This is a genomic window from Pseudomonas sp. FW305-96 (assembly GCF_058783825.1).
Genome location: NZ_JBYSYW010000050.1, coordinates 1 through 26,379, shown reverse-complemented (window position 1 = coordinate 26,379; position 26,379 = coordinate 1). Strand labels below are relative to the sequence as shown.

Annotated in this window: 27 protein-coding genes and 1 pseudogene; all 28 read right to left on the bottom strand. The window is 61.5% G+C overall.

Translation table 11 applies throughout. From position 1 onward, the window contains the following. Positions 1–179: 179 nt before the first annotated feature. Positions 180–1,322: a flagellar biosynthesis protein FlhB gene (gene flhB / locus AC3WL2_RS24910; protein WP_102685143.1), complete on the bottom strand. Its 1,143-nt coding sequence runs from the start codon at positions 1,320–1,322 to the stop codon at positions 180–182. Between the two features lie 2 nt (positions 1,323–1,324). After that, positions 1,325–2,101 (bottom strand): flagellar biosynthetic protein FliR, encoded by a 777-nt coding sequence (fliR, locus tag AC3WL2_RS24905; protein ID WP_102685144.1) that lies wholly within the window; start codon positions 2,099–2,101, stop codon positions 1,325–1,327. 7 nt (positions 2,102–2,108) lie between these two features. Next, complete coding sequence (gene fliQ, locus AC3WL2_RS24900) at positions 2,109–2,378, bottom strand: flagellar biosynthesis protein FliQ (RefSeq protein ID WP_046854686.1); 270 nt, start codon at positions 2,376–2,378, stop codon at positions 2,109–2,111. Between the two features lie 21 nt (positions 2,379–2,399). Beyond that, positions 2,400–3,155, bottom strand: a complete 756-nt coding sequence (gene fliP / locus AC3WL2_RS24895; protein ID WP_046854685.1) for a flagellar type III secretion system pore protein FliP — start codon at positions 3,153–3,155, stop codon at positions 2,400–2,402. Continuing rightward, complete coding sequence (fliO, locus tag AC3WL2_RS24890) at positions 3,155–3,607, bottom strand: flagellar biosynthetic protein FliO (protein ID WP_102685145.1); 453 nt, start codon at positions 3,605–3,607, stop codon at positions 3,155–3,157. The genes fliP and fliO overlap by 1 nt, the downstream gene beginning before the upstream one ends. Beyond that, on the bottom strand, positions 3,608–4,063 hold the full coding sequence (gene fliN, locus AC3WL2_RS24885; protein WP_046854683.1) for a flagellar motor switch protein FliN: 456 nt from the start codon (positions 4,061–4,063) through the stop codon (positions 3,608–3,610). 46 nt (positions 4,064–4,109) lie between these two features. Continuing rightward, complete coding sequence (gene fliM / locus AC3WL2_RS24880) at positions 4,110–5,078, bottom strand: flagellar motor switch protein FliM (RefSeq protein ID WP_046854682.1); 969 nt, start codon at positions 5,076–5,078, stop codon at positions 4,110–4,112. A 10-nt stretch (positions 5,079–5,088) separates the two neighbouring features. Next, positions 5,089–5,586, bottom strand: coding sequence for a flagellar basal body-associated protein FliL (fliL, locus tag AC3WL2_RS24875; protein ID WP_046854681.1), 498 nt, complete (start codon positions 5,584–5,586; stop codon positions 5,089–5,091). Positions 5,587–5,760: 174 nt separating this feature from the next. Then, positions 5,761–7,119, bottom strand: coding sequence for a flagellar hook-length control protein FliK (locus AC3WL2_RS24870; RefSeq protein WP_102685146.1), 1,359 nt, complete (start codon positions 7,117–7,119; stop codon positions 5,761–5,763). A 72-nt stretch (positions 7,120–7,191) separates the two neighbouring features. Further along, positions 7,192–7,488, bottom strand: coding sequence for an Hpt domain-containing protein (locus AC3WL2_RS24865; protein WP_046857713.1), 297 nt, complete (start codon positions 7,486–7,488; stop codon positions 7,192–7,194). Positions 7,489–7,592: 104 nt separating this feature from the next. Then, positions 7,593–9,284, bottom strand: coding sequence for an ATP-binding SpoIIE family protein phosphatase (locus tag AC3WL2_RS24860; RefSeq protein ID WP_102685147.1), 1,692 nt, complete (start codon positions 9,282–9,284; stop codon positions 7,593–7,595). Positions 9,285–9,292: 8 nt separating this feature from the next. Beyond that, positions 9,293–9,598, bottom strand: coding sequence for an STAS domain-containing protein (locus AC3WL2_RS24855; protein WP_102685148.1), 306 nt, complete (start codon positions 9,596–9,598; stop codon positions 9,293–9,295). A 99-nt stretch (positions 9,599–9,697) separates the two neighbouring features. Further along, positions 9,698–10,150, bottom strand: coding sequence for a flagellar export protein FliJ (gene fliJ, locus AC3WL2_RS24850; RefSeq protein ID WP_046854677.1), 453 nt, complete (start codon positions 10,148–10,150; stop codon positions 9,698–9,700). Positions 10,151–10,156: 6 nt separating this feature from the next. Beyond that, a complete protein-coding gene (fliI, locus tag AC3WL2_RS24845) occupies positions 10,157–11,512 on the bottom strand; it encodes a flagellar protein export ATPase FliI (protein ID WP_102685149.1) in 1,356 nt (451 codons plus the stop codon). Next, entirely contained in the window at positions 11,502–12,275 is a 774-nt protein-coding gene (gene fliH / locus AC3WL2_RS24840; protein WP_102685150.1) for a flagellar assembly protein FliH, read from the bottom strand. Before fliH ends, fliI begins: the two co-directional genes overlap by 11 nt. 105 nt (positions 12,276–12,380) lie before the next feature. Next, positions 12,381–13,400: a flagellar motor switch protein FliG gene (gene fliG / locus AC3WL2_RS24835; protein WP_023631000.1), complete on the bottom strand. Its 1,020-nt coding sequence runs from the start codon at positions 13,398–13,400 to the stop codon at positions 12,381–12,383. Beyond that, complete coding sequence (fliF, locus tag AC3WL2_RS24830) at positions 13,393–15,171, bottom strand: flagellar basal-body MS-ring/collar protein FliF (RefSeq protein WP_102685151.1); 1,779 nt, start codon at positions 15,169–15,171, stop codon at positions 13,393–13,395. Before fliF ends, fliG begins: the two co-directional genes overlap by 8 nt. A gap of 15 nt (positions 15,172–15,186) precedes the next feature. Continuing rightward, complete coding sequence (gene fliE, locus AC3WL2_RS24825; protein WP_046854674.1) at positions 15,187–15,519, bottom strand: flagellar hook-basal body complex protein FliE; 333 nt, start codon at positions 15,517–15,519, stop codon at positions 15,187–15,189. Between the two features lie 107 nt (positions 15,520–15,626). Beyond that, the gene (locus AC3WL2_RS24820; protein ID WP_102685152.1) at positions 15,627–17,003 is read right to left on the bottom strand and encodes a sigma-54-dependent transcriptional regulator; all 1,377 of its coding nucleotides are present in this window, start codon (positions 17,001–17,003) and stop codon (positions 15,627–15,629) included. Continuing rightward, the gene (locus tag AC3WL2_RS24815; RefSeq protein ID WP_102685153.1) at positions 17,000–18,217 is read right to left on the bottom strand and encodes a sensor histidine kinase; all 1,218 of its coding nucleotides are present in this window, start codon (positions 18,215–18,217) and stop codon (positions 17,000–17,002) included. The genes AC3WL2_RS24820 and AC3WL2_RS24815 overlap by 4 nt, the downstream gene beginning before the upstream one ends. Before the next feature lie 155 nt (positions 18,218–18,372). Continuing rightward, positions 18,373–19,848, bottom strand: coding sequence for a transcriptional regulator FleQ (fleQ, locus tag AC3WL2_RS24810; RefSeq protein WP_046854671.1), 1,476 nt, complete (start codon positions 19,846–19,848; stop codon positions 18,373–18,375). 168 nt (positions 19,849–20,016) lie between these two features. Beyond that, positions 20,017–20,313, bottom strand: coding sequence for a flagellar protein FliT (locus AC3WL2_RS24805; RefSeq protein WP_046854670.1), 297 nt, complete (start codon positions 20,311–20,313; stop codon positions 20,017–20,019). Between the two features lie 14 nt (positions 20,314–20,327). Further along, positions 20,328–20,723, bottom strand: a complete 396-nt coding sequence (gene fliS, locus AC3WL2_RS24800; RefSeq protein WP_046854669.1) for a flagellar export chaperone FliS — start codon at positions 20,721–20,723, stop codon at positions 20,328–20,330. 131 nt (positions 20,724–20,854) lie between these two features. Further along, positions 20,855–22,261, bottom strand: coding sequence for a flagellar filament capping protein FliD (gene fliD / locus AC3WL2_RS24795; protein ID WP_102685154.1), 1,407 nt, complete (start codon positions 22,259–22,261; stop codon positions 20,855–20,857). Positions 22,262–22,339: 78 nt separating this feature from the next. Next, positions 22,340–22,699, bottom strand: a complete 360-nt coding sequence (locus AC3WL2_RS24790) for a flagellar protein FlaG (RefSeq protein WP_102685155.1) — start codon at positions 22,697–22,699, stop codon at positions 22,340–22,342. Between the two features lie 73 nt (positions 22,700–22,772). Next, positions 22,773–23,627, bottom strand: coding sequence for a flagellin domain-containing protein (locus AC3WL2_RS24785; RefSeq protein ID WP_046854666.1), 855 nt, complete (start codon positions 23,625–23,627; stop codon positions 22,773–22,775). A 247-nt stretch (positions 23,628–23,874) separates the two neighbouring features. Further along, on the bottom strand, positions 23,875–24,810 hold the full coding sequence (locus AC3WL2_RS24780) for a ketoacyl-ACP synthase III (RefSeq protein ID WP_102685156.1): 936 nt from the start codon (positions 24,808–24,810) through the stop codon (positions 23,875–23,877). 164 nt (positions 24,811–24,974) lie between these two features. Then, positions 24,975–26,379: pseudogene (locus AC3WL2_RS24775) on the bottom strand (glycosyltransferase); the annotation flags it as partial.

Sequence of the window (26,379 nt, the reverse complement as noted above, 5' to 3'; positions counted from 1 at the left end):
GATGAATGGAGCGAGGATTTTTTGGTTCCTTTTTGATCCTTCAAAAAGGGACCCGCCGTAAGGGCGGAAAGGTGACTGTGCGTCGACGCCACAAATGAATGCGCACGCAAACCCCAATACAACCGAAAACTACAAACTACAAACTACAAACTACAAACTACAAACTACAAACTACAAAATCAGCTATCGCGCTGCAAATCCTCGGGAATCGGCAAATCCTTGTTCAAAGGCTCAGGCGGCTTGCCCTTGCCCGCCCGGTACTGTCGAACCTGGAACACAAACGCCAATACCTGCGCCACCGCCAGGTACAACCCTGCCGGGATCTCCTGCTCAAGCTCGGTGGAGTAGTAGATAGCCCGCGCCAGGGCCGCCGACTCCAGTATCTGCACATTGTGCTCGGCACCGATCTCACGGATCTTCAGCGCGACAAAATCGGTGCCCTTGGCCACCAGCAACGGCGCCATCCCCCCCTTCTCAGGGTCGTACTGCAACGCCACCGCATAGTGAGTCGGGTTGGTGATGATCACATCCGCCTCAGGCACTGCCGCCATCATCCGCCGCTGCGACGCCTCACGCTGCAACTGCCGGATACGCTGCTTGACCTCAGGCTTGCCCTCACTGTCCTTGTACTCGTCCTTCACTTCCTGCTTGGTCATCTTCATTTTCTTGTGCGTCTGCCAAAGCTGGAACGGCACATCCGCCGCCGCAATCAACAGCAGCCCCGCCGCCATCCACAGCGCACTCCACCCCACCACCTGCACCGAGTGGATGATCGCCTGCTCGAGCGGCTCATTGGCAATGGCCAGCAACGCCTGACGGTCCGCCGACAGCACGACCAGGGCAACGATCAAGATCATGAAGAACTTGGCCATGGCCTTGACCAGTTCGGTCAGCGCATTCAGCGAGAACATGCGCTTGATCCCCGACAGCGGGTTCATGCGGCTGAACTTCGGCTGCAGCAAGCTGCCCGAGAACAAGAAGCCTCCCAGCGCAATGGGCGCTACGAATGAAATCACGAACAGCAGCAGCATTACCGGCTGCACAGCCCAGATGGCCATCTTGCCCGAGGCCAACAGGAATGCCGCCATGTAGCGCTCGTCGACCACCACCTCCCGCGTAAGGCTGAAGTTCATGCGCATCAAGGCCATCAACGTCTCGGCCAGGTAGCCACCGAACGCCATCAGCGCACCCGCGCCTGCCAAGGTTACCGCGACGGTGTTCAGCTCCTTGGAACGGGCAATCTCCCCCTTTTCGCGCGAGTCCTTCTTGCGCTTGTCGGTGGGTTCCTCTGTCTTGTCCTGACCGCTCTCGCTCTCTGCCATGCTCAGCGCGCCCGTGCCAGCTCACGCAGCCACTGCAGCGCTTCGCTGGCCAGTGCCTGGTAATGGGAAAGAATATCGGCCAGGCCGATCCAGAAAATGATCAGGCCCAACACCAGTGTCAGCGGGAAGCCGATGGAGAAAATATTCAACTGTGGCGCTGCGCGGGTCATTACACCGAAGGCAATGTTGACCACCAGCAGCGATGCGATGGCCGGCAAGACAAGCAACAACCCAGCCCCCAGCACCCAGCTCAAACGCCCCGCCATCTCCCAGAAATGGTTGACCACCAGGGCACTGCCAACCGGTAGCGTGGTAAAGCTTTCAGTGAGGATCTCGAACGCCACCAAGTGACCATTCATCAACAGGAACAACACGCTCACCAGCATCGTCATGAATTGGCTGACCACCGCCACGTTGACGCCGTTGGTCGGGTCCATCATGGAGGCGAACGCCATGCCCATCTGGATCGCAATGATCTGCCCCGCAATCACGAAGGCCTGAAACAGCAACTGCAAGGAAAACCCGAACAACGCCCCAACGATCACCTGTTCGCCGCACAACAGCACGCCGCGCAGGCTCAAGGGGTCAATCGGCGGCAACGGCGGAAGGGCCGGCACTATCACCACGGTAATGGCCAATGCCGCATACAGCCGCACACGGGCCGGCAGCATCTTGGTGCCAAAGATCGGCATGGTCATCAGCAGCGCCGTCACCCGAAACAACGGCAGGATGAAGGTGGCCACCCAGGTACCGATCTGAGTATCGGTCAGCTCCAGCATGGCCGCGTCAACCGATCAACTGCGGGATGCTGGTGTACAGGCCAATGAAGTACTCCATGAACTTCTGCACAAGCCAAGGGCCGGCGATGATCAGCGTGACCAGCATCACCAACAGGCGCGGCAGGAAGCTCAGGGTCTGTTCGTTGATCTGCGTGGCCGCCTGGAACATTGCCACCACCAGGCCGACCAGCAGGCTCGGCACCACCAGGATAGCCACCATCATGGAAGTCATCCACAAGGCTTCACGGAACAGGTCGACTGCGACTTCAGGTGTCATGCAAGACTCTCCTTGGTGGCATCAGACACCGCCGAAACTGCCGGCCAGGGTACCCATGATCAGCGCCCATCCATCGACCAGCACGAACAGCATGATCTTGAACGGCAACGAAATGATCAGCGGCGACAGCATCATCATGCCCATGGCCATCAGCACACTGGCGACCACCATGTCGATGATCAGGAACGGGATGAAGATCATGAAGCCGATCTGGAACGCCGTCTTGAGCTCGGAGGTCACGAAGGCCGGCACCAGGATCGTCAGCGGCACCTGATCCGGGCCTGCGATATCGGTGCGCTTGGACAGGCGCATGAACAGGTCCAGGTCGCTCTGCCGGGTTTGCGCCAGCATGAAGTCCTTCAACGGGCCCTGGGCCTTGTCGATGGCCTGCTGGGCCGTCATCTGCTCGGCCAGATAAGGTTGGATGGCATCCTTGTTCACTCTCTCGAACACGGGCGCCATGATGAACATGGTCAAGAACAGCGCCATGCCGGTGAGGATCTGGTTCGAGGGTGTCTGTTGCAGGCCCAGAGCCTGTCGCAGGATCGAGAAGACGATGATGATGCGGGTAAAGCTGGTCATCAGGATGACAAACGCCGGAATGAAGCTCAGCGCAGTCATGATCAGCAGAATCTGCAGGCTGACCGAATACTCCTGCTGCCCGTCCGCCCCATTGGACAGGGTGATGGCCGGGATGGACAACGGGTCGGCAGCCAGGGCCAGCGGTGCAGCCAGCAGCAGCGCCAGCGTCAACAGTAAGCGCAGTGCGCCGGTCATCACTTCTTGTCCTTCTGATCCTTGCCCATCAGCTCAAGCAGCCGCTGGGCGAATTCCGGCGTGGCCTGGCGCGCATCGGCGGGCACGTCGACAGGCTCGGCCAGCACATGCAACGCCTCGATGCTGCCAGGGGTATGGCCAATGAGAATCTGCTCCTTGCCCACCTGGATCAGCAGCAGCCGGTCGCGCGGGCCAATGGCACGGGTGCCGACGATCTCGATGACCGGAGCGCCCCGCTGCACCGAGCCCTGCATGCGCCGCAGCAACCAGGCCAGGAAAAAGATCAGGCCGACGACCACCAGCAGGCCGAATACGGTCTGCGCCAGCTGCGCGCCGAAGCCGCCAGGGGCAGGCGCCGCAGCCGGCACGTTTACCGGCTCGGCAGCGGCGATCACCACCTCACTGGCCAGCAACGTGCCAAGGGCCAGCATGGCCCGCACCATGCGCTTCACTCAGCGCAACTTCTTGATACGTTCGCTGGGGCTGATCACGTCAGTCAGGCGAATGCCGAACTTCTCGTTGACCACCACGACCTCGCCATGGGCGATCAGCGTGCCGTTGACCAGCACATCCAGCGGCTCGCCGGCGAGGCGATCAAGCTCGATCACCGAACCCTGGTTGAGTTGCAGCAGGTTGCGGATGTTGATTTCGGTGCTGCCCACTTCCATTGAGATGCTCACCGGAATATCCAGGATCACATCCAGGTTGGGACCTTCGAGGCTGACATTCTCGTTGGGCTTGGGGGAGCTTGCGAACTCTTCCATCGGCAGGCGGCCGGCGCCGGAGTCTGCAGCCAACAGCGCATCGATGTCGGACTGGCCGGCATCGCCGGTCTCTTCCAGGGCCGCAGCCCACTCATCGGCCAGGGCCTGTTCCTCTGGAGAGTTGATCTCGTTTTCGTTAGCCATGATTTCCTCGACAGGCATTCAATACGTTTAAGCGACCGGCACGCCGTCAGCGGCGCTCGATCGGGTCGATGATCTGCAGCGACAGGGTGCCCTTGTGCGATCCCAGCCGCGCCTTGAACGACGGCACGCCATTGGCGCGCAATACCAGGTGCTCCGGCAGCTCCACCGGGATCACGTCGCCTGGCTGCATGTGCAGGATGTCGCGCAGTTTGAGCTGGCGGCGGGCAACAGTGGCCGACAGCGGCACATTGACGTCCAGAACATCCTCACGCAGCGCCTTGACCCAGCGCTCGTCCTGGTCGTCCAGGTCGGACTGGAAGCCGGCATCGAGCATTTCACGCACCGGCTCGATCATCGAGTACGGCATGGTCACGTGCAGGTCGCCGCCACCGCCATCGAGTTCGATGTGGAAGGTCGAAACCACCACGGCCTCGCTGGGGCCAACGATGTTGGCCATGGCCGGGTTGACCTCGGAGTTGATGTACTCGAAGTTGACCGGCATGATCGCCTGCCAGGCTTCCTTGAGGTCGACGAAGCACTGGTCCAGGACCATGCGCACTACGCGCAGCTCGGTCGGGGTGAATTCACGCCCCTCGATCTTGGCATGACGGCCGTCGCCACCGAAGAAGTTGTCCACCAGCTTGAACACCAGCTTGGCGTCGAGGATGAACAGCGCGGTGCCGCGCAACGGCTTGATCTTGACCAGGTTCAGGCTGGTCGGCACGTACAGCGAGTGCACGTACTCGCCGAATTTCATCACCTGCACGCCGCCCACCGCCACGTCGGCGGAGCGGCGCAGCAGGTTGAACATGCTGATGCGGGTGTAACGGGCGAAACGCTCGTTGATCATTTCCAGGGTCGGCATGCGCCCCCGGACGATACGATCCTGACTGGTCAGGTCGTAGCTCTTGATGCTGCCGGGCTCGCCGGTGCTCTCGGTTTGTACCAGCCCATCGTCCACCCCGTGCAGCAGGGCGTCGATCTCATCCTGGGACAGCAGGTCCTGCACGGCCATCTATGTGCTCCTACTGCAATACGAAATTGGTGAACAGCAGCTGGTCGACGACCGGCCTGCCGACTTCCTTCTGCGCCACTTCCTGGACCACCGCGGTAGCCTTCTGGCGCAGCATTTCCTGGCCGACAGGGCTCGCGGCGAGTGTGTCGAAACCCTGCCCGGAGAACATCATCACCAGGTTGTTGCGGATCACCGGCATGTGTACTTTCAGCGCCTCCAGGTCCGCTTGGCTGCGGCCCTGCATGGTGATACTCACCTGCATGTAGCGCTGGCGGCCATTCTGGTTGAAGTTGACGACAAAGGCCGGTGCCAGGGGCTCGTAGATCGCCGCTGGCTTGATGTTGCTCTGAGCTGCTTCAGGCGCCGGAGCCGACTCGCTCTTGTGCATGAAGAACCAGGTCGCACCCACCGACAGGCCGACTGCGAGAAGCAGCGCCAGCACCAACAGCAGGATCAGCTTGAGTTTGCCTTTAGTGGCGGGGTCTTTCACTGCGTCGCTCTTCGCCATGCCAATAATCCGTCGTCCATCGGGGTTTCAAAGAAGGATGACGTGGCTGAGCAAGTGTTATGCCAGATTTGCCTTTGCGAGCTTCTGGGGGGGCAACCACTTTACGAGATGCGGCATCTGTAAAATTTCGCCTGGCGTCGCTGCACACAGGCAACGCCAGGCAAGCCCGAACAATCAAGCGTAATAATCGACCACACTGTCGCCTACCACCACCTGCTGCTCGACAGGGCGCGCGACTTCAGCGGGATCGGCATCGTCCCCGTCCGCTGCGTTGCCACGCCGCGCCGCCACCCCGGACAGGCCCGACCCACCCTGCTGCGCCTCTTGCTGTTGCTGCTGGCCACGGGACTGATCAGCCACGCTGACGTCGGGCTGGGCCAAGCCCTGCTGGGCGAACAGCTCTCGCAGGCGATGCACCTGGCTGTCGAGGGCGTCGCGCACACCGGCATGGCCGCTGACGAAGTGGATCTGGGTCGACTGGTCTGTCGCCACGTTGACGCGAATATCCAGGCGTCCCAACTCCCGCGGCTCAAGCTGGATGTCCGCAGACTTGAGGTTCTGGCTGGAGAGGTACATGACCCGATTGACCAACCCCTCGGTCCAGCCGCCCTGGTTCATCGCCAACGGTTGCTGCAGCGGGCCAGGCGTGACGGGCACGGTGTTGGCGGTCTTGGGCGTCACCGCCTGGGTAAGGCTGGCCAGGCGGTTGGCGAAATCGTCGACGCGGGTATCACTGCTGGCACCCTTGATATCCTTGAGGCCGTCATCGAGCAGGCCGGCAAAGGCCTTGTCACCACGCTCACCCTGCCCCGGCTCCGACTCCCCTTTCTCGGCCAAAGTCGCCAAGGTATTGACGGCTCCAGCAGCAGGACTGGCAGTTTGCTGACCGTTGTTATCGACAACGGCATGGGCCGACGTCTTGCCCTTGGACTGCGCATCCTGTTCAAGCGCCAGGCGCAAGGCCGGCATATCGGCAAGCGCATCGGCCTCGGGGTCGAACGCCGTGGTTTGCTCAGCCTCTTGCGCTACCTGCACCGGCGCTGGTGCAGGCTGCAGCGGCGCTTGAACCGCAGCCTGCAACACGGGCGCCACCGCTTCCGCCTGGGCCTGGAGCAGTTGCGCCCCGGCCTGGGCATCGGTCACCTGGCCGGCGACCAGGCTGGCATCGAGCGGGGGCACTGCACTGCCATCGGCGGCCTCATCAGTGTCGTCGGCGGACTGCGAAGATGCAGTCGATGGCAAGCTCTTGCCGTCATCGGCAACGGCCGGCGCCTTACCCGCGGCCTGCTTGCCGCCCGCGGCTGGGTCAGGCTGCGCCTTGTTCTTCGCCGACGGCACTTGGCTGACGGGCTTTTCATCCCTTGCCGGGGCACTCTTGACCGGGGTGCTGTCACGCTCTTGTCGGGCCATCACCTGATCAAAGCCGGCGCCTTGCTTCGCGGCCTGCAGCGGCTTTTCCGCCGCACTGGCAGCTTGGCGTTGCGCCTGATTGGCGAGGCCGGCTTGCAACAATTGATTGGGTGCGACAGGCATTGAACAATCTCCGCTCCAGAACCTGGAAAAATACGTCTGGGGCTGGAAAAGCAAAACTCGCGCCAGGTTCGGCTATTGCGCGGAAACTCGTTGCCGTTCACTGCGATAGTAACGCTGGACCACCAGGTATTCCTGATCGATGCGATTGATCAGGTCCTCGATACCATACAAAGGCTGCTGGCGCACACGTTCTTCAAGCTGCTGGCACAAGGCGGCCAGGCCAACGGCCCCCATATTGCTGCTACTGCCCTTGAAGCTGTGCGCAGCCATGCCCAGCTCATCGGCATCCCTGGCCTTGTGCAACTGGTTCAGGCGTCGCTCGGAGTCTTCCAGAAAGGTCTCCAGCAACTGCAGGTAGCCATCTTCCATGACCTCCTGCAAGTCACTCAACACCTGTTGATTGATGTGAACGTCCACTTGCTCACTCCCTGATCAAGCCTCGCTTAGCCAGACCCCGCGGGAATCCCGCAGGCTCACCATTCAAAATCCACCTGGGCAAGGCGACCACCCTCCAGCCAGCGGGCCTGACCTGCCAGGCGCTGTACCAGACCCATGCCTCGTCCACTGAAAGCCTGCTGCTCAGGCGTCCTGGCAAGCTCACGCGCCACGTCGAAGCCTGCGCCACTGTCTCGCACCTCGATCATCAGACGCCCGCCAGCACCCCGCGGTTCAACCTGCAGTCCGATGCTCACGAACCCTTCCACCTCCTGCATCAGGCGCTCGGCACGCTGCTGATAATACTGCGCAAAGCCCTGGGCGTCGCGCTTGAGCCGGGAGTCCATCGCCAGCACACCGTGCTCCAGCGCATTGGAATACAACTCGCTCAGGACGCTGTGCAGGCGCCCGCTGCTAGGCCTGAGCCCGTGAATTTCCTGCAACAGTTGCACCAGGTAAGGCACCGGGTTGAAGCGGCGCAGGCTCTGCCCCCGCAGCTCGAACCGCAACGACCAGTCCAGAGGGCTGGAACGGCCACTGTCGGAGTACACGACCGGTTGCGGCGCCAGCTCCTCAGGGGCAGACATGCGGATATCGCACAAGCTGATGTCATCACGCGGCTGCCCGCCGAAACCTGCCAAAGCCTGCATCACCTCATCGAACAATAGATCGGGGTTGCGGTTGCCAGCCAGCACATCGCGCAAGCGATCGACCCCGAACAAGCGTTCCTGGGCATCCCCCGTGTCCACCACTCCATCGGACAGCAGGAACAACCGCTCGCCGACCGCCAGTGGCAACACCTGTGTGGCATCGTCGAACTGCTCCGGTGCCAGCACCCCCAATGGCAGATGATGGGAACACAGCATGCCCAGCACCTCACCTTCGGCAGAAAGATGATAGCCATCCGGCATCCCGCCACTCCAGACCTCGACCGTACCGCGTTGAAAACTAAGGCTGAGCAACAGCGCGCAGCAGAACATGTCCACCGGCAGGATACGCTTGAGCTTGGCGTTCATTTCCCGCAGCGTCTCGGCCAGGCCATAGCCCTTGGCGGTCATGCCATAGAACACCTCCGCCAGCGGCATGGCCCCCACTGCAGCCGGCAAACCGTGCCCGGTGAAATCCCCCAGCAGCACATGCATGTCGCCAGACGGGGTGAATGCTGCCAGCAGCAGATCGCCATTGAACAGTGCATAGGGCGATTGCAGATACCGGATATTCGCCGCCTTCAGGCAGCCGGAATGGGCGACCTTGTCGAACACCGCCTTGGCCACACGCTGCTCGTTGAGCAAGTGGTGATGGTGACGGGTGATCTGGTCACGCTGCTCGAGCACCGTGGCGTGCAACCGGCGCAAACGGTCCATGGCACGGATTTTCGCCGCAAGAATGACGGCGCTGTAGGGTTTGGCCATGAAGTCGTCGCCCCCGGCCTCCAGGCAACGCACCAACGCCTGCTCCTCATTGAGCGAAGTCAGGAAGATGATCGGCACCAAGTCTTCGCCCGCCAATGCCTTGATCCTGCGCGCCGCCTCGAAGCCATCCATGACCGGCATCATGGCATCGAGCAGCACCAGTTGCGGGCGGTGCTCGGCAAACAATGCCACCGCCTGCTCGCCGTTTTGCGCGGTAAACACCTCATGCCCCTGGCGCCGGACAATCTGCGCCAGCAACAGGCGATCAGCCGCCCCGTCCTCAGCCAACAGTACGGTCAACGCCTTTTCGACAGGCATGACGGCGCTCAACTGATGTCGAACAGCTTTTCGAAATTGGAAATGGCCAGGATCTTGCGCACATCGGAGTTGGCGTGCACCACGCGGATATCCGGACTCTCTCCGCCGACGTGATCTCGCAGCAGCAGCAACATGCCCAGCGCCGAACTATCAAGATAAGTGGTGTCCTTGAGGTCCACCACCACTGAGTCCGGCCGAGGCTGGCGGCGCTCATAGGCGTCCCTGAACTCCTGATGCTTGCCGAAATCGAAACGACCCTTGACCTTGATCGTCAGTTTTTTCCCTTCCTGCGAAAAATCAGTTTCGACTGCCATACGAGCGATTCCTTCGGTGATGGCGAATGCAACTCCTGAAGGTTTAGCAGGCACCATGGGCTGGTGCAAGGCGCTGGCGCCGGGCGGCCAAGCTCCTTCCTACAGATGCCCCTGCCGCGGCAAGCGCTGGGACAACTCGTCGAGCAGGCGCTGCTCGCGCTTGTCTTCAGCCCTGCGTGCCTCGTCGAGGTAGCGCTGCACCAGCTTGCGCAACCCCTCCACCCGTGCGTAGGTCTGCTGCCAGGCGTTGCGTGCGTTGTTGAGGTTGTTCTGGTGCCAGGCCATGCTCTGGCGCTGCTGGGTCATGGCCGTTTCCAACTGACCGAGGAAACGCTGGTAATTGACCAGCCAGTTGCCGTCGACCCCCTTGGAGCCACGACTGATCCACTGCTGCTGGTAGGCCTCGCGGAAACTTTCAAGCTCGGCCTGCTTGGCCTGCGCATCGGTCAACATTCGCTGAAAGTGCCCAACCCGCTGAGCGGCCTTGCGCTCGGCCTCCTCGGCCATGGTCACCACGGGAGCCAGGCGTGCGGCACGGCTGGGCTGGGCCATGGCCTATCAGTTCCCCGGCGGCGCAAAGATTGCGCCCAACTGCTCGCGGCCCTGGGCCATGCCCACGTTTTCATCCAGGCCCTGGCGCAGGAAGTCCACCAGTTTGGGCTGCAAGGCAATGGCCAGGTCGGTTTCCGGATCACCGCCAGCCACATACGCACCGACGCTGATCAGGTCGCGGCTTTGCGAAAGGCGCGACCACAACTGCTTGAATTTCTGCGCCTGGCGCAAGTGATCAGAGTCTACCACCTGAGGCATCACCCGGCTGATCGAGGCTTCGATATCGATGGCCGGGTAGTGCCCCTCTTCGGCCAGGCGCCGGGACAACACAAAGTGTCCGTCGAGCACGCCCCGCGCCGAGTCTGCGATCGGGTCCTGCTGATCGTCGCCCTCGGAGAGCACGGTATAGAACGCGGTGATCGAGCCACCGCCCGGCTCGCCATTACCGGCGCGCTCCACCAGCTTGGGCAACTTGGCGAACACCGACGGCGGATACCCACGCGTGGCCGGCGGCTCGCCGATTGCCAGGGCGATCTCACGCTGAGCCTGGGCGAAACGGGTCAACGAGTCCATCAACAGCAGGACGTTCTTGCCCTTGTCACGGAAATATTCGGCGATTCGCGTGCAATACATGGCTGCCCGCAGGCGCATCAGCGGGGCATCATCCGCAGGCGAGGCCACCACCACCGAACGCTTGAGCCCCTCTTCACCAAGAATGTGCTCGATGAACTCCTTCACCTCGCGGCCCCGTTCGCCGATCAGCCCCACCACGATGATTTCGGCCTCGGTAAAGCGCGTCATCATGCCCAGCAGCACCGACTTGCCCACACCAGTACCGGCGAACAGCCCCAGACGCTGGCCGCGACCCACGGTAAGCAGGCCATTGATGCTGCGAATGCCCACGTCCAATGGCTGGCTGATCGGGTCACGGTTCAGAGGGTTGATGACCGGGCCATCCATCGGCACCCAATCCTCGGCCTTCATGCCGCCCTTGCCATCCAGCGCACGGCCGGCGCCATCGAGCACCCGCCCGAGCATGCTCATGCCCATCGGCAAGCGGCCGCTGTCATCCAGCGGCACCACGCGGGCACCGGGCGCCAGCCCGACAATGCTGCCGACCGGCATCAGGAACACCTTGCCACCGGCAAAGCCCATGACTTCGGCCTCGACCTGCACAGGGTGATAGCTGTCGTCGTTGATCACCAGGCAGCGGCTACCCACTGCTGCCCGCAGGCCTTCGGCCTCAAGCGTGAGGCCGACCATACGCAGCAGGCGGCCCTCGACGATTGGCTGCTCAGGCAGCCTCACCGCATCGGCGTAGCCTTCAAGGCGCTTGCCGAAACTGGTGCGTTCAAGGCGCATCGGTTTCACCTGCGGGCTCATCGAGTTCGACCTGAATATCTGGCGCCGCGGGGTGCAATGCCTGGTCATGGGATTGGTCGAACAGCTGCGCCACGGCCTTCTCGATACGGGTTTCCATGGTCGCGTCGATGCGGCTGTGGGCGGTTTCGATCCGGCAACCGCCAGGCAGCAGGGCTTCGTCCTCAAGCAGCTTCCAATCTTCCTCATGGCGCTCGCGCAGGGTCTTGGCCAGCTCGAAGTCCTGGGGGTTGAGATGGATCCGGATGTTGTCAGCGCCCATTGGCAGCAGCTTCAGTGCCTCGCGAAGCACATGGGTGATCTGGCTGGAATCCGCGCGCAGCTCGCGGCCGATGACCTGGCGGGTCATGTTCGCTACCAGCAGCACCAGCGCCTTTTCGATCTGCGTATCCTGCTCGGCGATCGGCTCCAGCAGGTGATTCATGATCTGCTCCAGGTTCGCAAGTTTGGCGGCCAGCGCCACTTCGGCCTCCTGACGAACCTTGAGCTGGGTACTGTGGAAGCCTTCCCGCTCGCCCGTGGCGAAACCTTCGTTGTAGGCCTCCTGGCGAATGGCCTCAAGCTCTTCGAGGGTAAGGGGCTGGACTTCCTCCAGCGGCACCTCTTCGACTTCTTCCTCGACGACGGTCGGCTCAGGCTCAGGCTGTGGTTCAGGCTCCGGATCGAAGCTAGGCAACGACCATACATCCACGCCCTCAAGGTCGCGGGCACGGATCAGATCGCTAGGGTGTTCGGTGGTGGACATGCTCAAAAACCTCTTTAGCTGCAAGCATCACGCTTCAAGCAGCAAGAAACGGCAGCCCTTGCTTGACCCGCTGTTTCTTGTCGCTTGCAGCTTGAAACCTGCCGCTTAAATCATTTCCTCGGCGCCCTTGCCGCCAAGCACGATCTCGCCGGCCTCGGCCATGCGGCGGGCGATGGTGAGGATTTCCTTCTGCGCCGTTTCCACGTCGCTGACCCGTACCGGCCCCTTGGCCTCCAGGTCGTCGCGCAGCAGCTCGGACGCACGCTTGGACATGTTCTTGAAGATCTTGTCCTTGACCCGCTCGTCGGCGCCCTTGAGCGACACCACCAGCACGTCCGACGACACTTCGCGCAACAGCGCCTGGATGCCGCGATCGTCGACGTCGGCCAGGTTGTTGAAGACGAACATCAAGTCTTCGATCTGCTCCGACAGGTCACTGTCGATCTCGCGGATCGAGTCCATCAGCGCACCTTCCACAGAGCTGTCGAGGAAGTTCATGATATCGGCGGCGCGCTTGATGCCACCCAGGGTGGTACGCGCGGCATTGGAGTTGCCGGAGAACTGCTTCTCGAGGATCTGGTTGAGCTCCTTGAGTGCCGCCGGCTGCACGGTGTTGAGCGACGAAACGCGCAGGACGATGTCCAGGCGCACCTTGTGGTCGAAGTTGCTCAGCACCTCACCGGCCTGGTCGGGGTCGAGGTAGGCGACCACAATGGCCTGGATCTGTGGGTGCTCGTAGCGGATGACATCGGCCACGGCACGCGGCTCCATCCACTTGAGGCTGTCCAGGCCGCTGGTGTTGCCACCGAGCAGGATGCGGTCGATCAGGCCGTTGGCCTTGTCCTCGCCGAGGGCCTGGTTGAGCATCTTGCGGATATAGCCGTCGGAGCCGACACCCAGGCTGGTCTGGTCGCCGACGATTTCGACGAACTCGCTCATCACCTGCTCGACCTGCTCGCGATGGACGTTGCCCATCTGCGCCATGGCCACACCGACCCGCTGAACTTCCTTGGGCCCCATGTGGCGCAGGACCTGCGCGGCATCGGTCTCGCCAAGCGAGAGCAGGAGGATGGCCGCCTTGTCGACGCGGCTCAGCTTGGCGGTAATGGCTCGATTGTCACTCATCGGCGTTGATCCACTCTTTCACGACCTGGGCCACGCGGCCCGGGTCTTCGGCCACCAGGCCCTTGATTGCGTTGAGCTGTGCCTCGTAACCCTCGCTCGGGCTCGGCAACAGAATGCTTGTCGGGCCACCCAGGCTGACGCGGTCGTTGGCCAGTTCGCCATCCAGACCGATCATGCCGCCCAGCTCCATGTCGCTGTCCGTGGCCGCCTGCTTGCCGCCACCTGTGATGTTGTTGAGCACCGGACGCAGCACGCCGAACACCAGCACCAGGATGAACAGCACACCCAGCACTTGCTTGACGATGTCCCAGAACCAGGGCTGCGAGTAGAACGGAATATCGACCAGCTCATCGCCACGGTCGGCGGCGAACGGCACGTTGATCACGGTGACACTGTCACCACGGCTGGCATCGAAGCCCACCGCGTCCTGTACCAGGCGGGTGAAGCGTGCCAGGTCCTCGGCGCCCCACGGGGTGCGGGTGGCTTCGCCGGTAGCGGCATCGAGCTTGACCTGGTCGTCCACCACCACGGCTACCGACAGGCGGGTCAGGCGACCTTGCTGCTGGCGGGTGTGGCTGATGGAACGGTCCAGTTCGAAGTTCTTGGTGCTTTGCTGGCGCTTGTCGCTCGGGTATGGCGCCAGCATCGGCTGGCCAGTCGCCGGGTCCATGATCTGTTGGCCATTGGCATCCACCAGCGGCTGGCCCGGCTGGATCGCGCCGGCAGGTGTCGCGCCAGCGGTAGCGTTTTCGGGGGCAGAGGCGCCGGCCGGCGGCTGATTGCTCAACGCCCCCGGCACACCCTGCGGCCCTTGGCTGCTGGCACGCTGCTCATTGACCGATTGCTCGCTGCGCAGCGCCGGTTGGTCGGGGTTGAACTGTTCGGAGGTGGACTCGACAGCACTGAAGTCGACGTCAGTAGACACCTCTGCCTTGTAGCGGTCGTTACCCAGCACTGGCTGCAGAATATTGTGCACACGCTGAGTAAGCATGCTTTCCATGCGACGGCTGTAGTCGAATTGCTTGCCGGCCATGGTCAGGGCCGTGTCTTGCAACTGGTCGGAGAGCAGGTTGCCCTTCTGGTCGACTACGGTCACCTGGGACTTGTCCAGCTCCGGCACACTGGTCGCCACCAGATTGACAATCGCCATCACCTGGCCAGCTTCCAGAGCGCGCCCCGGATACAGCTCGACCAGTACCGAGGCGCTGGGCTTGCGCTCGTCGCGCACGAACACCGAACTTTTCGGGATCGCCAGGTGCACACGGGCAGCCTTGACGTTGTTCAAGCTCGATACCGTACGCGCCAGCTCGCCTTCAAGGCTGCGACGGTAACGGGTAGCTTCCATGAACTGGCTGGTACCCAGCCCTTGCTCTTTATCGAGCAATTCGAAGCCGACATTGCCATCGCTCGGCGCCACGCCGGCCGCAGCGAGTTTCAGACGCGCACGGGAGAGATCGTCGGCCTTGACCAGCAGCGCGCCGGAGTTGGGCTCCACGCGATACGGGATGTCGGAGGTGGCCAGGGTATCGATCACCTGCTTGGTGTCCATGCCCGCCAGGCTGCCATAGAGCGGGCGGTAGTCCGGTTGCTGCGACCAGAGCACCACGGCGAAGCCGATGGCCACGCTTGCCGCCAGCCCGACCAGCAGGCCGACCTGACGCAGCATGGGCATCTGCGAAATGTTTTCCAGGAACGACATGCCGAACAGCGGCGGCTTGGCTACTGGGGGGCCACTCTTGGCGGGGGCGTTATCGACGACTGCTTCGGCCATGACTCACTCTCGCCCTTATACCGGCATCTGCATGATGTCCTGGTACGCTTGCACCAGCTTGTTACGAACCTGGGTAAGTGCCTGGAACGACACGGAAGCCTTTTGCGAGGCGATCATCACGTCAGTCAGGTCAACACCGCTCTTGCCAATTTCGAAGGCGCTGGACAATTGGCTGGATGCCTGCTGAACCTCATTCACCTTGCCAATGGCCTGGCCGAGCATATCGGCAAAGCTGCTCTGCCCGGGCGCGAGCTCAGGCGCGGCGCCAACCTTGGGCAGGGACATGGCATCGGCCTGCATGGCGCGCATGTCCAACATCAGACGATTGAATTCAACACCTTGGGTCATGGACTTCTCTCTCCGGCGGCCGCACTTTTTTTGACACTCATGCAGCGAATAGTGATGGAGCTAGCAAGAGAAGTGCCAGCCATTCAGAAAACATTCAAAAGGACGTATCAGCCGAACAGACTGGCCTCGACATCGAACCCAGCGTCACGCATCTGCGCAAGCTTGTAACGCAAGGTTCTAGGGCTGATCCCCAGACGATCGGCCGCCTCCTTGCGACGACCGCGCTCGGCACGCAAGGTGTCGATGATCATCTGGTATTCGTGGCGACGCATGTCATCACCCAGGCCACCGGGCTCAACCACAGAATCCGCAAATACTGGCTCAATAGTGGCCACTTTGGGTGCCGACAATGGAATGGCGCCAGCCAGACAAAAATCCGCCGCCTCGATCACTCCGCCCTGCTGCAGGATCAACGCCCGCTGCAGCGCATTATCCAGCTCGCGGACGTTGCCAGGCCAGGCATAAGCCTGCAGGCAGGCCCGCGCCTCAGCGGATAGCTTGACCTGAGCGTGGCGCATCTTGCTGACATGACGTGCCAGCAAACGCTCAGCGAGCGGCACGATGTCGGCCGGCCGATCACGCAATGCACGCCAAGCCATGGGGAATACCGATAGGCGGTAGTACAGGTCCTCCCGGAAGCGCCCGGCAGCTACCTCCTCCGCCAGATCGCGGTTGGTGGTAGCGAGCACGCGAATATCCAGCACCACCGGCTTGCGCCCGCCCACCCGCTCCACTTCACGCTCCTGCAGCACACGCAGCAACTTGGCCTGCAGCCCCAACGGCATTTCAGAGATCTCATCGAGCAGCAAGGTACCGCCGTCCGCCTGCTCGAACTTGCCAGCCTGCGCGGCGATAGCCCCGGTAAAGGCACCCTTCTCATGGCCGAAAAGCGTGGCTTCGAGCATGTTGTCAGGGATCGCGGCGCAGTTGATCGCCACGAACGCCTGCCCGGCCCGGCGCGACTGTTGGTGAATGAAACGCGCCAGCACTTCCTTGCCTGTGCCGGACTCACCGGAAATCAACACCGTCGAGTCGCTTTGCGCAACCCTTACAGCCAGCTCCAGCAGTTGCCGACTGGCAGGCTCACAGGCAACAGGCCCCGCCTCGTCACCCACGGCACCGCCACCCACGGCATGGCGTGCCACCAGGTCGAGCAAGGCCTTGGGTTCGAATGGTTTTACCAGATAGTCGACCGCTCCCTGGCGCATGGCCTCCACCGCACGCTCCACAGCCGCGTGAGCCGTCATCAGCAGCACCGGCAAATGCGGGTGGTGACGGCGCAACTGTGCCAGCAGCTCGTGGCCATCCATGCCCGGCATGTTCACATCACTGACCACCAGCGCAAAGGATTCCTCTACGACCGCCCGCAACGCCTCCTCAGCACTGCCAACTGCACGGTGAGCGAGGCCGCCGATCTCCAGGGTGTCGGCCAGCGCCTGGCGCAGGACTCGGTCATCCTCGACCAGCAGCACCTTCATCGTCATTGCCCCGCCTCCTCCTGAATACCGATCAATGGCAGCTCCACGGTGGCGCATGTACCGCGCCCCACCCGGGAACGCAGGCGCAGCGTACCGCGGTGCGCTCGCACCACTGCCTGGACCACGGCCACCCCCAGCCCGGTACCCGTGGACTTGGTGGTCAAAAACGGCTCCCCCAAGCGAGTCAACAACTGGCTATCGATACCACTGCCTGCATCGCTGACACACAGATGCACAGCGTTTTCGCGGCGCAGCAGATGAATCTTCAAACGCGCCGACTCGCCACCGGCCTGCACGGCATTTTCGATCAGGTTGAGCAGTGCACCCACCAGCGTATCGCGGTTGCACAGCAGTTCTCCCAGATGGGTATCGCATTGCCAGCGCACCGCATGCCCCTGCACATGGGAGTGAGCGGCTTGCTGCAAGGCCTGGAACAACCCCTTGGGGCTGACTCGATCATTGAGTGGCAGCTCGCCACGGGCGAACACCAGCATGTCGCGAACCTGATGCTCCAGTTCGTGCAGGCGCTCCTTGAGATTGCCGGCAAAACGCAGGCGCGTGTCGCAGGCCAACGCCTGCTCCGGGTCCGCCAGGTGGCTGGCATAGAGCATCGCGGCCGACAAGGGCGTGCGAATCTGATGCGCAAGGGAGGCAACCATGCGCCCCAACGAAGACAGACGCTCGTGTCGCGCCAACTGGCTTTGAAGGCGACGCGTTTCGGTCAGGTCATTGAGCAGCACCAACTGCCCAGGTTCGGCATCCAGAGAGCGGGTGGCAATGGACAACCGACGCCCGTCACGCAAGGAAACCTCATGACCGTCGTCCTCGCGCGGCGCGAAACTGCGCGCAATCACCTGGCGCCACAGCAGCCCGGTCAAAGGTTCACCCAGCAGCTCGCAAGCCGCCGGATTCGCCTCGCGCACACAGCCCTCACCATCGATGACGATCACCCCACCAGGCAGCAGATCGAGCAAATTCTGCAGACGGTTGGCCAGGCGCTCTTTCTCGTCCAGCTCGGCCATGCGCTGCGCACTGACCACTGCCAACTCGCCCTTGAGCTCGCTGACCCGCGACTCAAGCATGCTGTACGAGTGGCTCAACTGGCTGGAGACCTGATCGAACAGGGCGAACGCCTGCTCAAGACCCTGCCGGCTCTCCTGCTCAAGCGGGGTGTGCCCTCGCGAATCGGGGGCTGGGGAACGGTGGGCGGCCTGGGGCATCGTGCTCTCTCGCATGGCTGACCGTCATAAAAACGGTATGTTGCCTGCGGTGTAGCAATAGCCGTGCCGAAGATGGGGACAATGACACCAGGCAGCATTGCACGCTGATCGACGTCAACGCCCGGGGCCGCATCGCGACCCCGGGCGAGCAAACGTCACTCGTCGGCCTGGTCTTCGCCACCTTGCCGGCTCATGCCGTACTTGCGCATCTTCTCGACCAGCGTGGTCCGACGGATACGCAGACGCTCGGCAGCACGCGCAACGATGCCATTGGCATCATCCAGTGCCTGCTGGATCAGGCCCTGCTCCAGGCTGCCGAGGTAGTCCTTAAGGTCCAAGCCTTCCGGCGGCAGCATGGCGTGGTTGGCGAAATTCGGCGCATGGCCGTTGATCGCCACGCGCTCTTCCAGGTCGGAGCGCAGGCTGTCCACCAACTGCTCGTCTTCATCATCGACGTAGCGGAACTTCTTCGGCAGCTCCGCCACGCCGATCACCCCATACGGATGCATGATTGCCATGCGCTCCACCAGGTTGGCCAGCTCGCGGACGTTGCCCGGCCAGCCGTGTCGGCACAACGACATGATCGACGCGGAGTTGAAGCGGATCGACCCACGCTTCTCGTGCTCCATGCGCGAGATCAGCTCGTTCATCAGCAGCGGGATATCTTCCACCCGCTCACGCAACGGCGCCATCTCGATAGGGAACACGTTCAGCCGGTAATACAAATCTTCGCGGAAGGTTCCATCCTCGATCATGGTCTCGAGGTTCTTGTGCGTCGCAGCGATGATGCGCACGTCGATGCTCTGGGTCTTGTTGCTGCCGACCCGCTCGAAGGTGCGCTCCTGCAGTACGCGCAGCAGCTTGACCTGCATCGGCAGCGGCATGTCGCCGATCTCGTCGAGGAACAACGTGCCACCATTGGCCAGCTCGAAGCGCCCGGCACGGCTGGTGATCGCCCCGGTGAAGGCGCCCTTCTCGTGACCGAACAATTCGCTTTCGAGCAGCTCCGCCGGGATCGCCCCGCAGTTGACCGGGACGAACGGTGCCTCGCGGCGCTTGGAGTGGTAGTGCAGATTGCGCGCCACCACTTCCTTGCCGGTGCCGGACTCGCCGAGGATCAGCACGCTGGCATCGGTGTCGGCGACCTGCTGCATCATCTGCCGCACATGCTGGATGGCACGACTGGTACCCACCAGGCTGCGGAACAGGTTGGGCTCGCGCTGACGACCGCGCTCGCGGGCCTGGTCGTACATCTCACGATAGACCTGAGCACGGTGCAGGGAATCGAGCAACTGGCTGTAGCTCGGCGGCATCTCGAGGTTGGACAGCACACGACGGCGCAGGTCCTCGGGGAAGTCCGCAGAAGAAATTTCCCCCAGAAGCAGAACCGGAAGGAACTCATCCCACCCGGCCACTGTCTTAAGGAGCCCCAGTACGCTGGCCGGGGCATTTACGGTACCGATGAGGACACACAGCACTTCACGGCTGGAAGACAAACCCTCGACCACCTGCTGCCAGTCATCGCTGGAGCAAGAGAGGTTTTCTTCGCCGAGAAAATTCAGGACCACCGCCAGATCGCGGCGGCGTTCGCTGTCGTCATCGATCAGGAGAATCTTGGTTTCACGCCACATGCAATAGCAACTTCCCTAGTCATATCGGCGCCCGCTGGGCGTGCACGACATCATTCCGACTGAATGGTCAGTGTTCGGACGTCTGAATTTGGAAAACAGCCACTAGTAAAGTCAAAAAACGGCACACAGTCAAATTTATGGCGCGCCGTTTTGATAAAACATCCGTGGTCAACTGAACAGATGGTATACCTTCGTGGCATTTTTCGCCTGACGGATCTGCGCCATCTCATCGACTATTGATTGACGCTCACCACTTGCAATTTCGATTAGCTGGCGGTAGACCACCAGAAGCTCCTCCAGGCTCGCTCGCACTTCGTCCTCATTCGACAGTGCCTCGGCCAGCACATCGTCGACACACAGACGGCATTCCAGATCCAGCTCCCCCACTGCCTCCCAATCACGAGCGGCCAGGGCGTCCAACAGAAATTTGCGGGTCTGATCGATACGCTCGATTACCTCACTCATGACAACCTCCTGATTCAGGGCGTCGGCTGCTGATCGCCGATAGCATCCCAGCCTTCCTTGACCGTGATCAGCAAGCGAGCAACCTCGTCGATGATCTGCGGATCACTCTTGGCATTCGCCTCGACCAGGCGTCTGCTCATGTAAGTGTACAGGTTGTCCAGGTCCGCCAGCTCCTGCCCATGGTTTTCCAGGTCCAGCCCTTCGCGCAGGCCGCCAATGATATCGATGGCCTTGCCGAGCAGAATGCCCTTCTGGGCGACATCCTTGCGGGCAATGGCGCCCTTGGCCTGAGCCAGGCGGTCGAGACCACCCTGCATGAGCATCTGCACAAGGCGGTGGGGGCTGGCTTCGGAAGTCTGTGCCGCGCCATTGACTTTCTGGTATTGCCGAAGGGCCAACATCGGGTTCATGGATCTACCTCGTTGCAGCGAAAAGGTGCATATACCTGCTGTATCGCCGTTACGTCAAAAAACTTTAGCCAGAAAACAGCAAAGCCCGGAGCACCTCAACGGTGTCGCCGGGCTTGCATCACGCGATTCGATCAGGATTTCTTGGCCTGGGCGTTCATCGCTTCGAAGATGGAGGTGATCTGCTCACCCTGCTTCTGCATCTTGGCCAAGGCTGCGTCAAGCGCCGAGAACTTCTTGGTCAACGATACAGTCAACAACTCGATACGGTTGTCCAGCGCGTCCTTCTGGTTGGCGAGGTTCTTGGCAGCCTGGTCAAGGTTGTTCTTGCGGCTGTCCAGCGTACCGCCCGACGCATTGTACGGATCGATAGCCTTGTTCATCCGCGTAAACACGCCTTGGTCACCCGTGAACAGCCCCTGAATCTCTGCACCAAGCTTCTTGTCGTTCAAGGCAGCGGTGAACTTGGTGCTGTTGAACTCCAGGGTGCCATCTTTCTGGGTGTTGATCCCCAGCTGGCTGAGCGTGTTCAGGTTGCCGTTGCCTGCAGTGTCTGCGATTACCTTGCGCAGATCGCCCAGCAGCGCCTTGGTCGTCGGGTCGTTGCTCAGCGGGCCGAGACTGGTGACCTTGCCATTTTCATCCTTGGTAGGCGTGGTGAGCGCACTCACCGCTTTCTGCAGGGTGTTGTAGGCATCGACGAACGACTGTACCGACTTTTTCAGGCCTTCATTATCCAGCGCCACGGTCACCTTGACGCCGCTGGTGACCTTCGGATCAGAGACACCGGTAAGTTCCAGGCTCAAGCCGCTGACCGCGTCATCAACGGTATTCTTCGAGCTTGTCAGCTCCAAGCCATCAATAGAGAACTTCGCATCCTGGGCCAGGCCATTGATGTATCCCGCACCATCACCCACCATCTTCTGGGTGCCGTCGATATCCAGCCCCAGGCCGCTTACAGAAATATCGCTGCCTGCACCTGTCGTGGTGGAACCGAACACCAGACGCGAACCACCCGCTTCGTTGATGATGTTGGCGGTGATACCCTTGGCCCCGATCTCCTTGTTGATCTGGTCACGCACGCTTTTGAGCGTGGCACCACTAGGGACGTCGATCTTGTAGTCCTTGCCGTTCTGGCTGATGGTCATCTCGCCAGCAGGTATGGGCGTATCGGCGCCACCCACGAATTTCGCGGAGGCCACCTTCGAGCCGGTCGCCAACTGGGTGACCCGTACGTCATAGCTGCCAGCCACGGCGGTGTTGCCCGCCTTGATCTTGACCACGCTTTCATTGGCCGACGTGCCCGCGAATGCATTGAACGAAGGAGCGTCCTTGTCGTTGAGCTTCTTCATGGCGTCCTGGAATGCAGTCAACGCACTGCGCAGAGAGCCGATACCCGAGATCATCGCCGAGTTGTTGCTGGTCTGCCGGGCAATCTGGTTGGCCTTGGCCGACGTGTCGGCATTGACCAACACCTTGACGATATTGGTGATATCGAGCCCGTAGCCTGCTCCCGTGCTCGTAGTAATCGGGCTTGCCATGCTGTCGCTCCTCTGCTCATTGCGCCAGCCTTGCGCTTGCAAGGCCGACTGAATCACAAGACTGTATTCGCCGCCGGATCAGACCTTGGCGTCGAACAAAACACTGTTGACATCGCTCAGGCTGTGGGCAATTCGCAGCGCCTCTTCCGAGGGCAGTTGTCGAATCAGCTCACCGGTTTCGCTGGCGATGACTTTAACCACGATCTTACCGGACTCTTCGTCTGTGACGAACTCCAGGTTGCGTCGGGTTTCCTTGAAAAACTTCTCGATTTCCGAGACAGCACCCTTGACCTTGTCGGCGTCATGCACCTTGATCGGGTCCTGTTTTTTTTCGCCATCAGCGGAAAAATCCACCGACCGGGCAACCGGTTTTTCGGCAACCTGCTCGGCCGTCCGCGCGGCCGGGTAAGACAGGTTCAGCTTGACGCTCATGTCCATGCCTACCACCTCACAATGAAAAAGGCGGGGAAGCGCCTGGAGAGCACTCCCCCGCCATCAGCTATCAGGCAGATTAGCCCAGCAGCTTCAGTACTGCCGATGGCAGCTGGTTGGCCTGGGCCAGAACCGAGGTGGAAGCTTGCTGCAGGGTCTGCTGCTTGGTCAGCTGGGCAGTTTCGGCAGCGAAGTCGGTGTCCTGTACACGGCCACGAGCGGCTTCGGCGTTCTCGTTGACGTTTTGCAGGTTGTTGATGGTGCTGGTCAGACGGTTCTGGGCAGCACCCAGGTCAGCACGCGAGGTGTTGATTGCCTGCAGAGCGTCGTCGATGGCGCTCATGGCAGCGGTGAAGTTGGCTTCGATGTTGGCGCTGGTACCGGTGATAGCTTTACCGTTCAGGCCGCTCAGAGCGCCACCGGTGCCAGTGCTCATCGACGAGCTCAGGCTGATGGTGATCTGGTTGTCGCTACCGGTGTTGGAGCCGACCTGGAAGGTCATGACGCCGGAAGTACCGTTCAGCAGTTTCTTGCCGTTCAGCTCGGTGCTGGCGGAGATACGGTCGATTTCCTTCAGCATCGACTGGAACTCTTTGTCCAGAGCTTCACGGTCCAGGGTGCTGTTGGAGTCGTTTCGCGCCTGGTTGGCCAGTTCGCGCATACGCTGCAGCATGTTGGTCTGCTCTTGCATCGCGCCTTCAGCGGTCTGGGCGATGGAGATACCGTCGTTGGCGTTCTTGATAGCCATGGTCTGACCGCGGATCTGCGAGGTCATGCGGGTAGCGATCTGCAGGCCGGCGGCGTCGTCTTTGGCGCTGTTGATTTTCAGGCCGGAGGACAGACGGGTCATCGAAGTGCTGAGTGCGTCGGAAGCACGGTTCAGGTTCTTCTGAACGCCCAGAGAGGTGGTGTTGGTGTTTACAGTCAAAGCCATGACGAATTCCTCGTTGGATTGGGTACTACGGCTTCCGGCCTTGGCAATTCGCCGGGTAGGTGGCCTAGAGAACCTTCGTAATGTTTATCGTCGTCAGGGCAGTTTGCTTTAGGGCGATTTCTCAAATTTTTTACTGGCATCCTGCCACCCCAATGAAATCAAGGGTTTGACGCCAGGAATTGCACATCAGAAATAAAAAAGCGCCGGCCGTGTCTGGCCAGCGCTTCTTGTTCATCTCCGCCGAAGGTCAGGCATTGCGTTCGATGATGGCCGAACCCCAGGACAGCCCCACACCAAATCCGCTCAGGGCCACGCGCTTGTGCTGCGAGCCAAGTACATGTTTCTCCAGCAACAGTGGAATGCTCGAAGAAACGGTATTGCCAGTCTCGACCATGTCCTTGACGAATTTTTCCTTGTATGCGCCCTCGCAGAAACGCGCGGAAACCGCGTCGACAATGGCGGCACTGCCTTGGTGCAGACAGTACAGGTCTATATCCCCGGCCTTCAACGCGCTAGCCTCAAGCAACTGCTGCAAGTGCGCCGGCACCTTGACCAGTGCGAAGTTGTAGACCTGACGGCCATTCATGAAGAACTTGCCATCCGTAGTACGCAGGTGCTCGGCGCCGGCACCGTCGCTGCCAAACAACGACTTGCCCAACTGCCAGGCAGCCCCGTCGGCCATCCAGGTTGCCGTGGCGGCGTCGCCGAACAGCATGGTGGTGTTGCGGTCCTCGGGGTCGACGATCTTCGAATAGGGGTCGGCGGTCAGCAGCAAGCCGTTCTTCAGACCTGCAGCTTCCATGAACCCCTTCATTGCATACAGCCCGTAGACATAGCCCGAGCAGCCCAGCGAAACGTCGAACGCCGCGATGGCGGTCGGCAGCCCAAGCTTGTGCTGGACAATAGCGGCAGTGTGCGGCAGCCCCTCGGCATCGCCGTTCTGGGTGACGACGATGACGATGTCGATGGACGCTGGGTCCAGCGCCGGGTTGGCGGCGAACAGATTTCTGGCGGCCTCGACACACAGGTCGGAGGTTTCCTGGGTATCGGCCTTGCGCGGCAAGAAGGTCGAGCCGATCTTGCCGAAAATGAATTCTTGATCCTTGCCGAATTTCGCACCTTGGGCGTAGTTGTCGACACCCTCCACAGGTACGTAACTGGCGATGCTTTTAATGCCAATCATTGTGGCTTCCCGGTAGACATGGCGGATATTGCGGGACAGGCCTTGCAAGCCCTTCAGACGTGGCTGTCCTGACTCGATAGACTAAAGATGCGCGTTTCGACTGCCAAGTCACGGTTATACGACCAAACGGCCGGGCACGGCAACGCCGCGCCCCTTTTCAGTCGTCAGTCAGGCTGCCAGGCAGCATGCCATTGCATCAGCGCCTGCCCCTCAAGAAGCCCGTTTGCCATGACCGCCTCACGCAGGGCATCCCCCAGCATGGCACACGCGTCTGGATCGGACAGATGCAACCTGATGGCATCCAGCCATGCCTGTGCCGTGTTGGCCACCCGCTTGAACGGATACGCGCCATACTCCTGATAACTGCGCACGTCGCTGCAGATCACCGGCACACCGCAGGCGCCCAGCTGCAACAGGCGCACATCGTCCCTGCAGTCGTTGATCAGGGACGCTTCGCGAGGCAACAGCGCCAAGTCGAGGTCGAGCCCGGCGAGCAGCGCCGGGAACGCCGCCTCCACCACCACGGGCTGGAACTGCCGGATGCAACCGCGCAGCTCTTCCGGGCAATGGCCGTAGAACACCCAGTCCACTTCATCGGCCAACTGCTTGATCACATCCAGTACAGACGCGAGATCGGCATCGCCAGCAGCATCTGCAATCCACCCGACCCTCGGTCGTGGCGAAACCTTACGCCGGCTGGAAAGCCCGCGCCAAAGGTGCGCCGGCAGGCGCGTCGGCAGTACCTGCAGGTCAGCATGCAGCCCCATGTACAGTTCGGCCATCGCAGGCGTGGCGACAATGAACCGATCAACCTGTGCCAGCCCGCGGCGCAAGTGGTCGGGCATATCCTTGGCTCGCATCAGGCGGCTGTCGCGCAGGGGCGGCGCCAGCCATTCACCCAGGTCGAACACTTTGAAGGCATTCGAAAAGGTTCGCATCCGTGCCATTGCAGCCAAGCGCGCCTCGCTCAGATGCTGCTGCATGACGATCACATCCGGGTTGACCCGTTCAAGCTCGACAACCGACAACGGCTCCAACGCCACCATGCCATCGACAGCCCCGCTGGCGCGCAAGCTATCGAACGGGTGCAGACCACGCAGTGCGGATATCGGACGCACCCCATCCGGGTAAACGATGACCTTGGCCTGGGAAGTGCCCTGGACATTCAACTCACGGATCAAGGGCCTTTTGCGTGCAGAAAAGCCGCCCTTGCCTTTGAGCGAGAAGTTGCAGTTGTAGGCAGGGTCGCTTGCCAACGCGGGCAGCCAGCGCCGGTACATGGCCAGCTCTTCATCGTCGCTTGGCGCATCGACTTGCGGCGGGTCGACAATCAACTGGACCCAAGGCGTGCAGATGTTCAGGTAGCCCGCTTGCTGAAGTTTCAGGCACAGGTCGACAGCGACCCAACGATCGAACAAGGGGTCCTCGTCGAAACCGCCCGCCTGAAGAAACAGATCGCGACGCAGCGCCAGGCAGTGGTGACTCAGCGCCGAAACGCAATGCGCAAGCTCCAGACGATGCATGTAGCCAGCGTCCTGATGCCCAAGCCCCTCGAACGCGGCCCCCGCC

Excerpts from the sequence above, each read along its gene's own strand:
- flhB (WP_102685143.1), bottom strand. The coding sequence starts at position 1,322 with ATGGCAGAGAGCGAGAGCGGTCAGGACAAGACAGAGGAACCCACCGAC.
- fliR (WP_102685144.1), bottom strand. The coding sequence starts at position 2,101 with ATGCTGGAGCTGACCGATACTCAGATCGGTACCTGGGTGGCCACCTTC.
- fliQ (WP_046854686.1), bottom strand. The coding sequence starts at position 2,378 with ATGACACCTGAAGTCGCAGTCGACCTGTTCCGTGAAGCCTTGTGGATG.
- fliP (WP_046854685.1), bottom strand. The coding sequence starts at position 3,155 with ATGACCGGCGCACTGCGCTTACTGTTGACGCTGGCGCTGCTGCTGGCT.
- fliN (WP_046854683.1), bottom strand. The coding sequence starts at position 4,063 with ATGGCTAACGAAAACGAGATCAACTCTCCAGAGGAACAGGCCCTGGCC.
- fliM (WP_046854682.1), bottom strand. The coding sequence starts at position 5,078 with ATGGCCGTGCAGGACCTGCTGTCCCAGGATGAGATCGACGCCCTGCTG.
- fliL (WP_046854681.1), bottom strand. The coding sequence starts at position 5,586 with ATGGCGAAGAGCGACGCAGTGAAAGACCCCGCCACTAAAGGCAAACTC.
- AC3WL2_RS24870 (WP_102685146.1), bottom strand. The coding sequence starts at position 7,119 with ATGCCTGTCGCACCCAATCAATTGTTGCAAGCCGGCCTCGCCAATCAG.
- AC3WL2_RS24865 (WP_046857713.1), bottom strand. The coding sequence starts at position 7,488 with ATGGAAGATGGCTACCTGCAGTTGCTGGAGACCTTTCTGGAAGACTCC.
- AC3WL2_RS24860 (WP_102685147.1), bottom strand. The coding sequence starts at position 9,284 with ATGCCTGTCGAAAAGGCGTTGACCGTACTGTTGGCTGAGGACGGGGCG.
- AC3WL2_RS24855 (WP_102685148.1), bottom strand. The coding sequence starts at position 9,598 with ATGGCAGTCGAAACTGATTTTTCGCAGGAAGGGAAAAAACTGACGATC.
- fliJ (WP_046854677.1), bottom strand. The coding sequence starts at position 10,150 with ATGGCCCAGCCCAGCCGTGCCGCACGCCTGGCTCCCGTGGTGACCATG.
- fliI (WP_102685149.1), bottom strand. The coding sequence starts at position 11,512 with ATGCGCCTTGAACGCACCAGTTTCGGCAAGCGCCTTGAAGGCTACGCC.
- fliH (WP_102685150.1), bottom strand. The coding sequence starts at position 12,275 with ATGTCCACCACCGAACACCCTAGCGATCTGATCCGTGCCCGCGACCTT.
- fliG (WP_023631000.1), bottom strand. The coding sequence starts at position 13,400 with ATGAGTGACAATCGAGCCATTACCGCCAAGCTGAGCCGCGTCGACAAG.
- fliF (WP_102685151.1), bottom strand. The coding sequence starts at position 15,171 with ATGGCCGAAGCAGTCGTCGATAACGCCCCCGCCAAGAGTGGCCCCCCA.
- fliE (WP_046854674.1), bottom strand. The coding sequence starts at position 15,519 with ATGACCCAAGGTGTTGAATTCAATCGTCTGATGTTGGACATGCGCGCC.
- AC3WL2_RS24820 (WP_102685152.1), bottom strand. The coding sequence starts at position 17,003 with ATGACGATGAAGGTGCTGCTGGTCGAGGATGACCGAGTCCTGCGCCAG.
- AC3WL2_RS24815 (WP_102685153.1), bottom strand. The coding sequence starts at position 18,217 with ATGCCCCAGGCCGCCCACCGTTCCCCAGCCCCCGATTCGCGAGGGCAC.
- fleQ (WP_046854671.1), bottom strand. The coding sequence starts at position 19,848 with ATGTGGCGTGAAACCAAGATTCTCCTGATCGATGACGACAGCGAACGC.
- AC3WL2_RS24805 (WP_046854670.1), bottom strand. The coding sequence starts at position 20,313 with ATGAGTGAGGTAATCGAGCGTATCGATCAGACCCGCAAATTTCTGTTG.
- fliS (WP_046854669.1), bottom strand. The coding sequence starts at position 20,723 with ATGAACCCGATGTTGGCCCTTCGGCAATACCAGAAAGTCAATGGCGCG.
- fliD (WP_102685154.1), bottom strand. The coding sequence starts at position 22,261 with ATGGCAAGCCCGATTACTACGAGCACGGGAGCAGGCTACGGGCTCGAT.
- AC3WL2_RS24790 (WP_102685155.1), bottom strand. The coding sequence starts at position 22,699 with ATGGACATGAGCGTCAAGCTGAACCTGTCTTACCCGGCCGCGCGGACG.
- AC3WL2_RS24785 (WP_046854666.1), bottom strand. The coding sequence starts at position 23,627 with ATGGCTTTGACTGTAAACACCAACACCACCTCTCTGGGCGTTCAGAAG.
- AC3WL2_RS24780 (WP_102685156.1), bottom strand. The coding sequence starts at position 24,810 with ATGATTGGCATTAAAAGCATCGCCAGTTACGTACCTGTGGAGGGTGTC.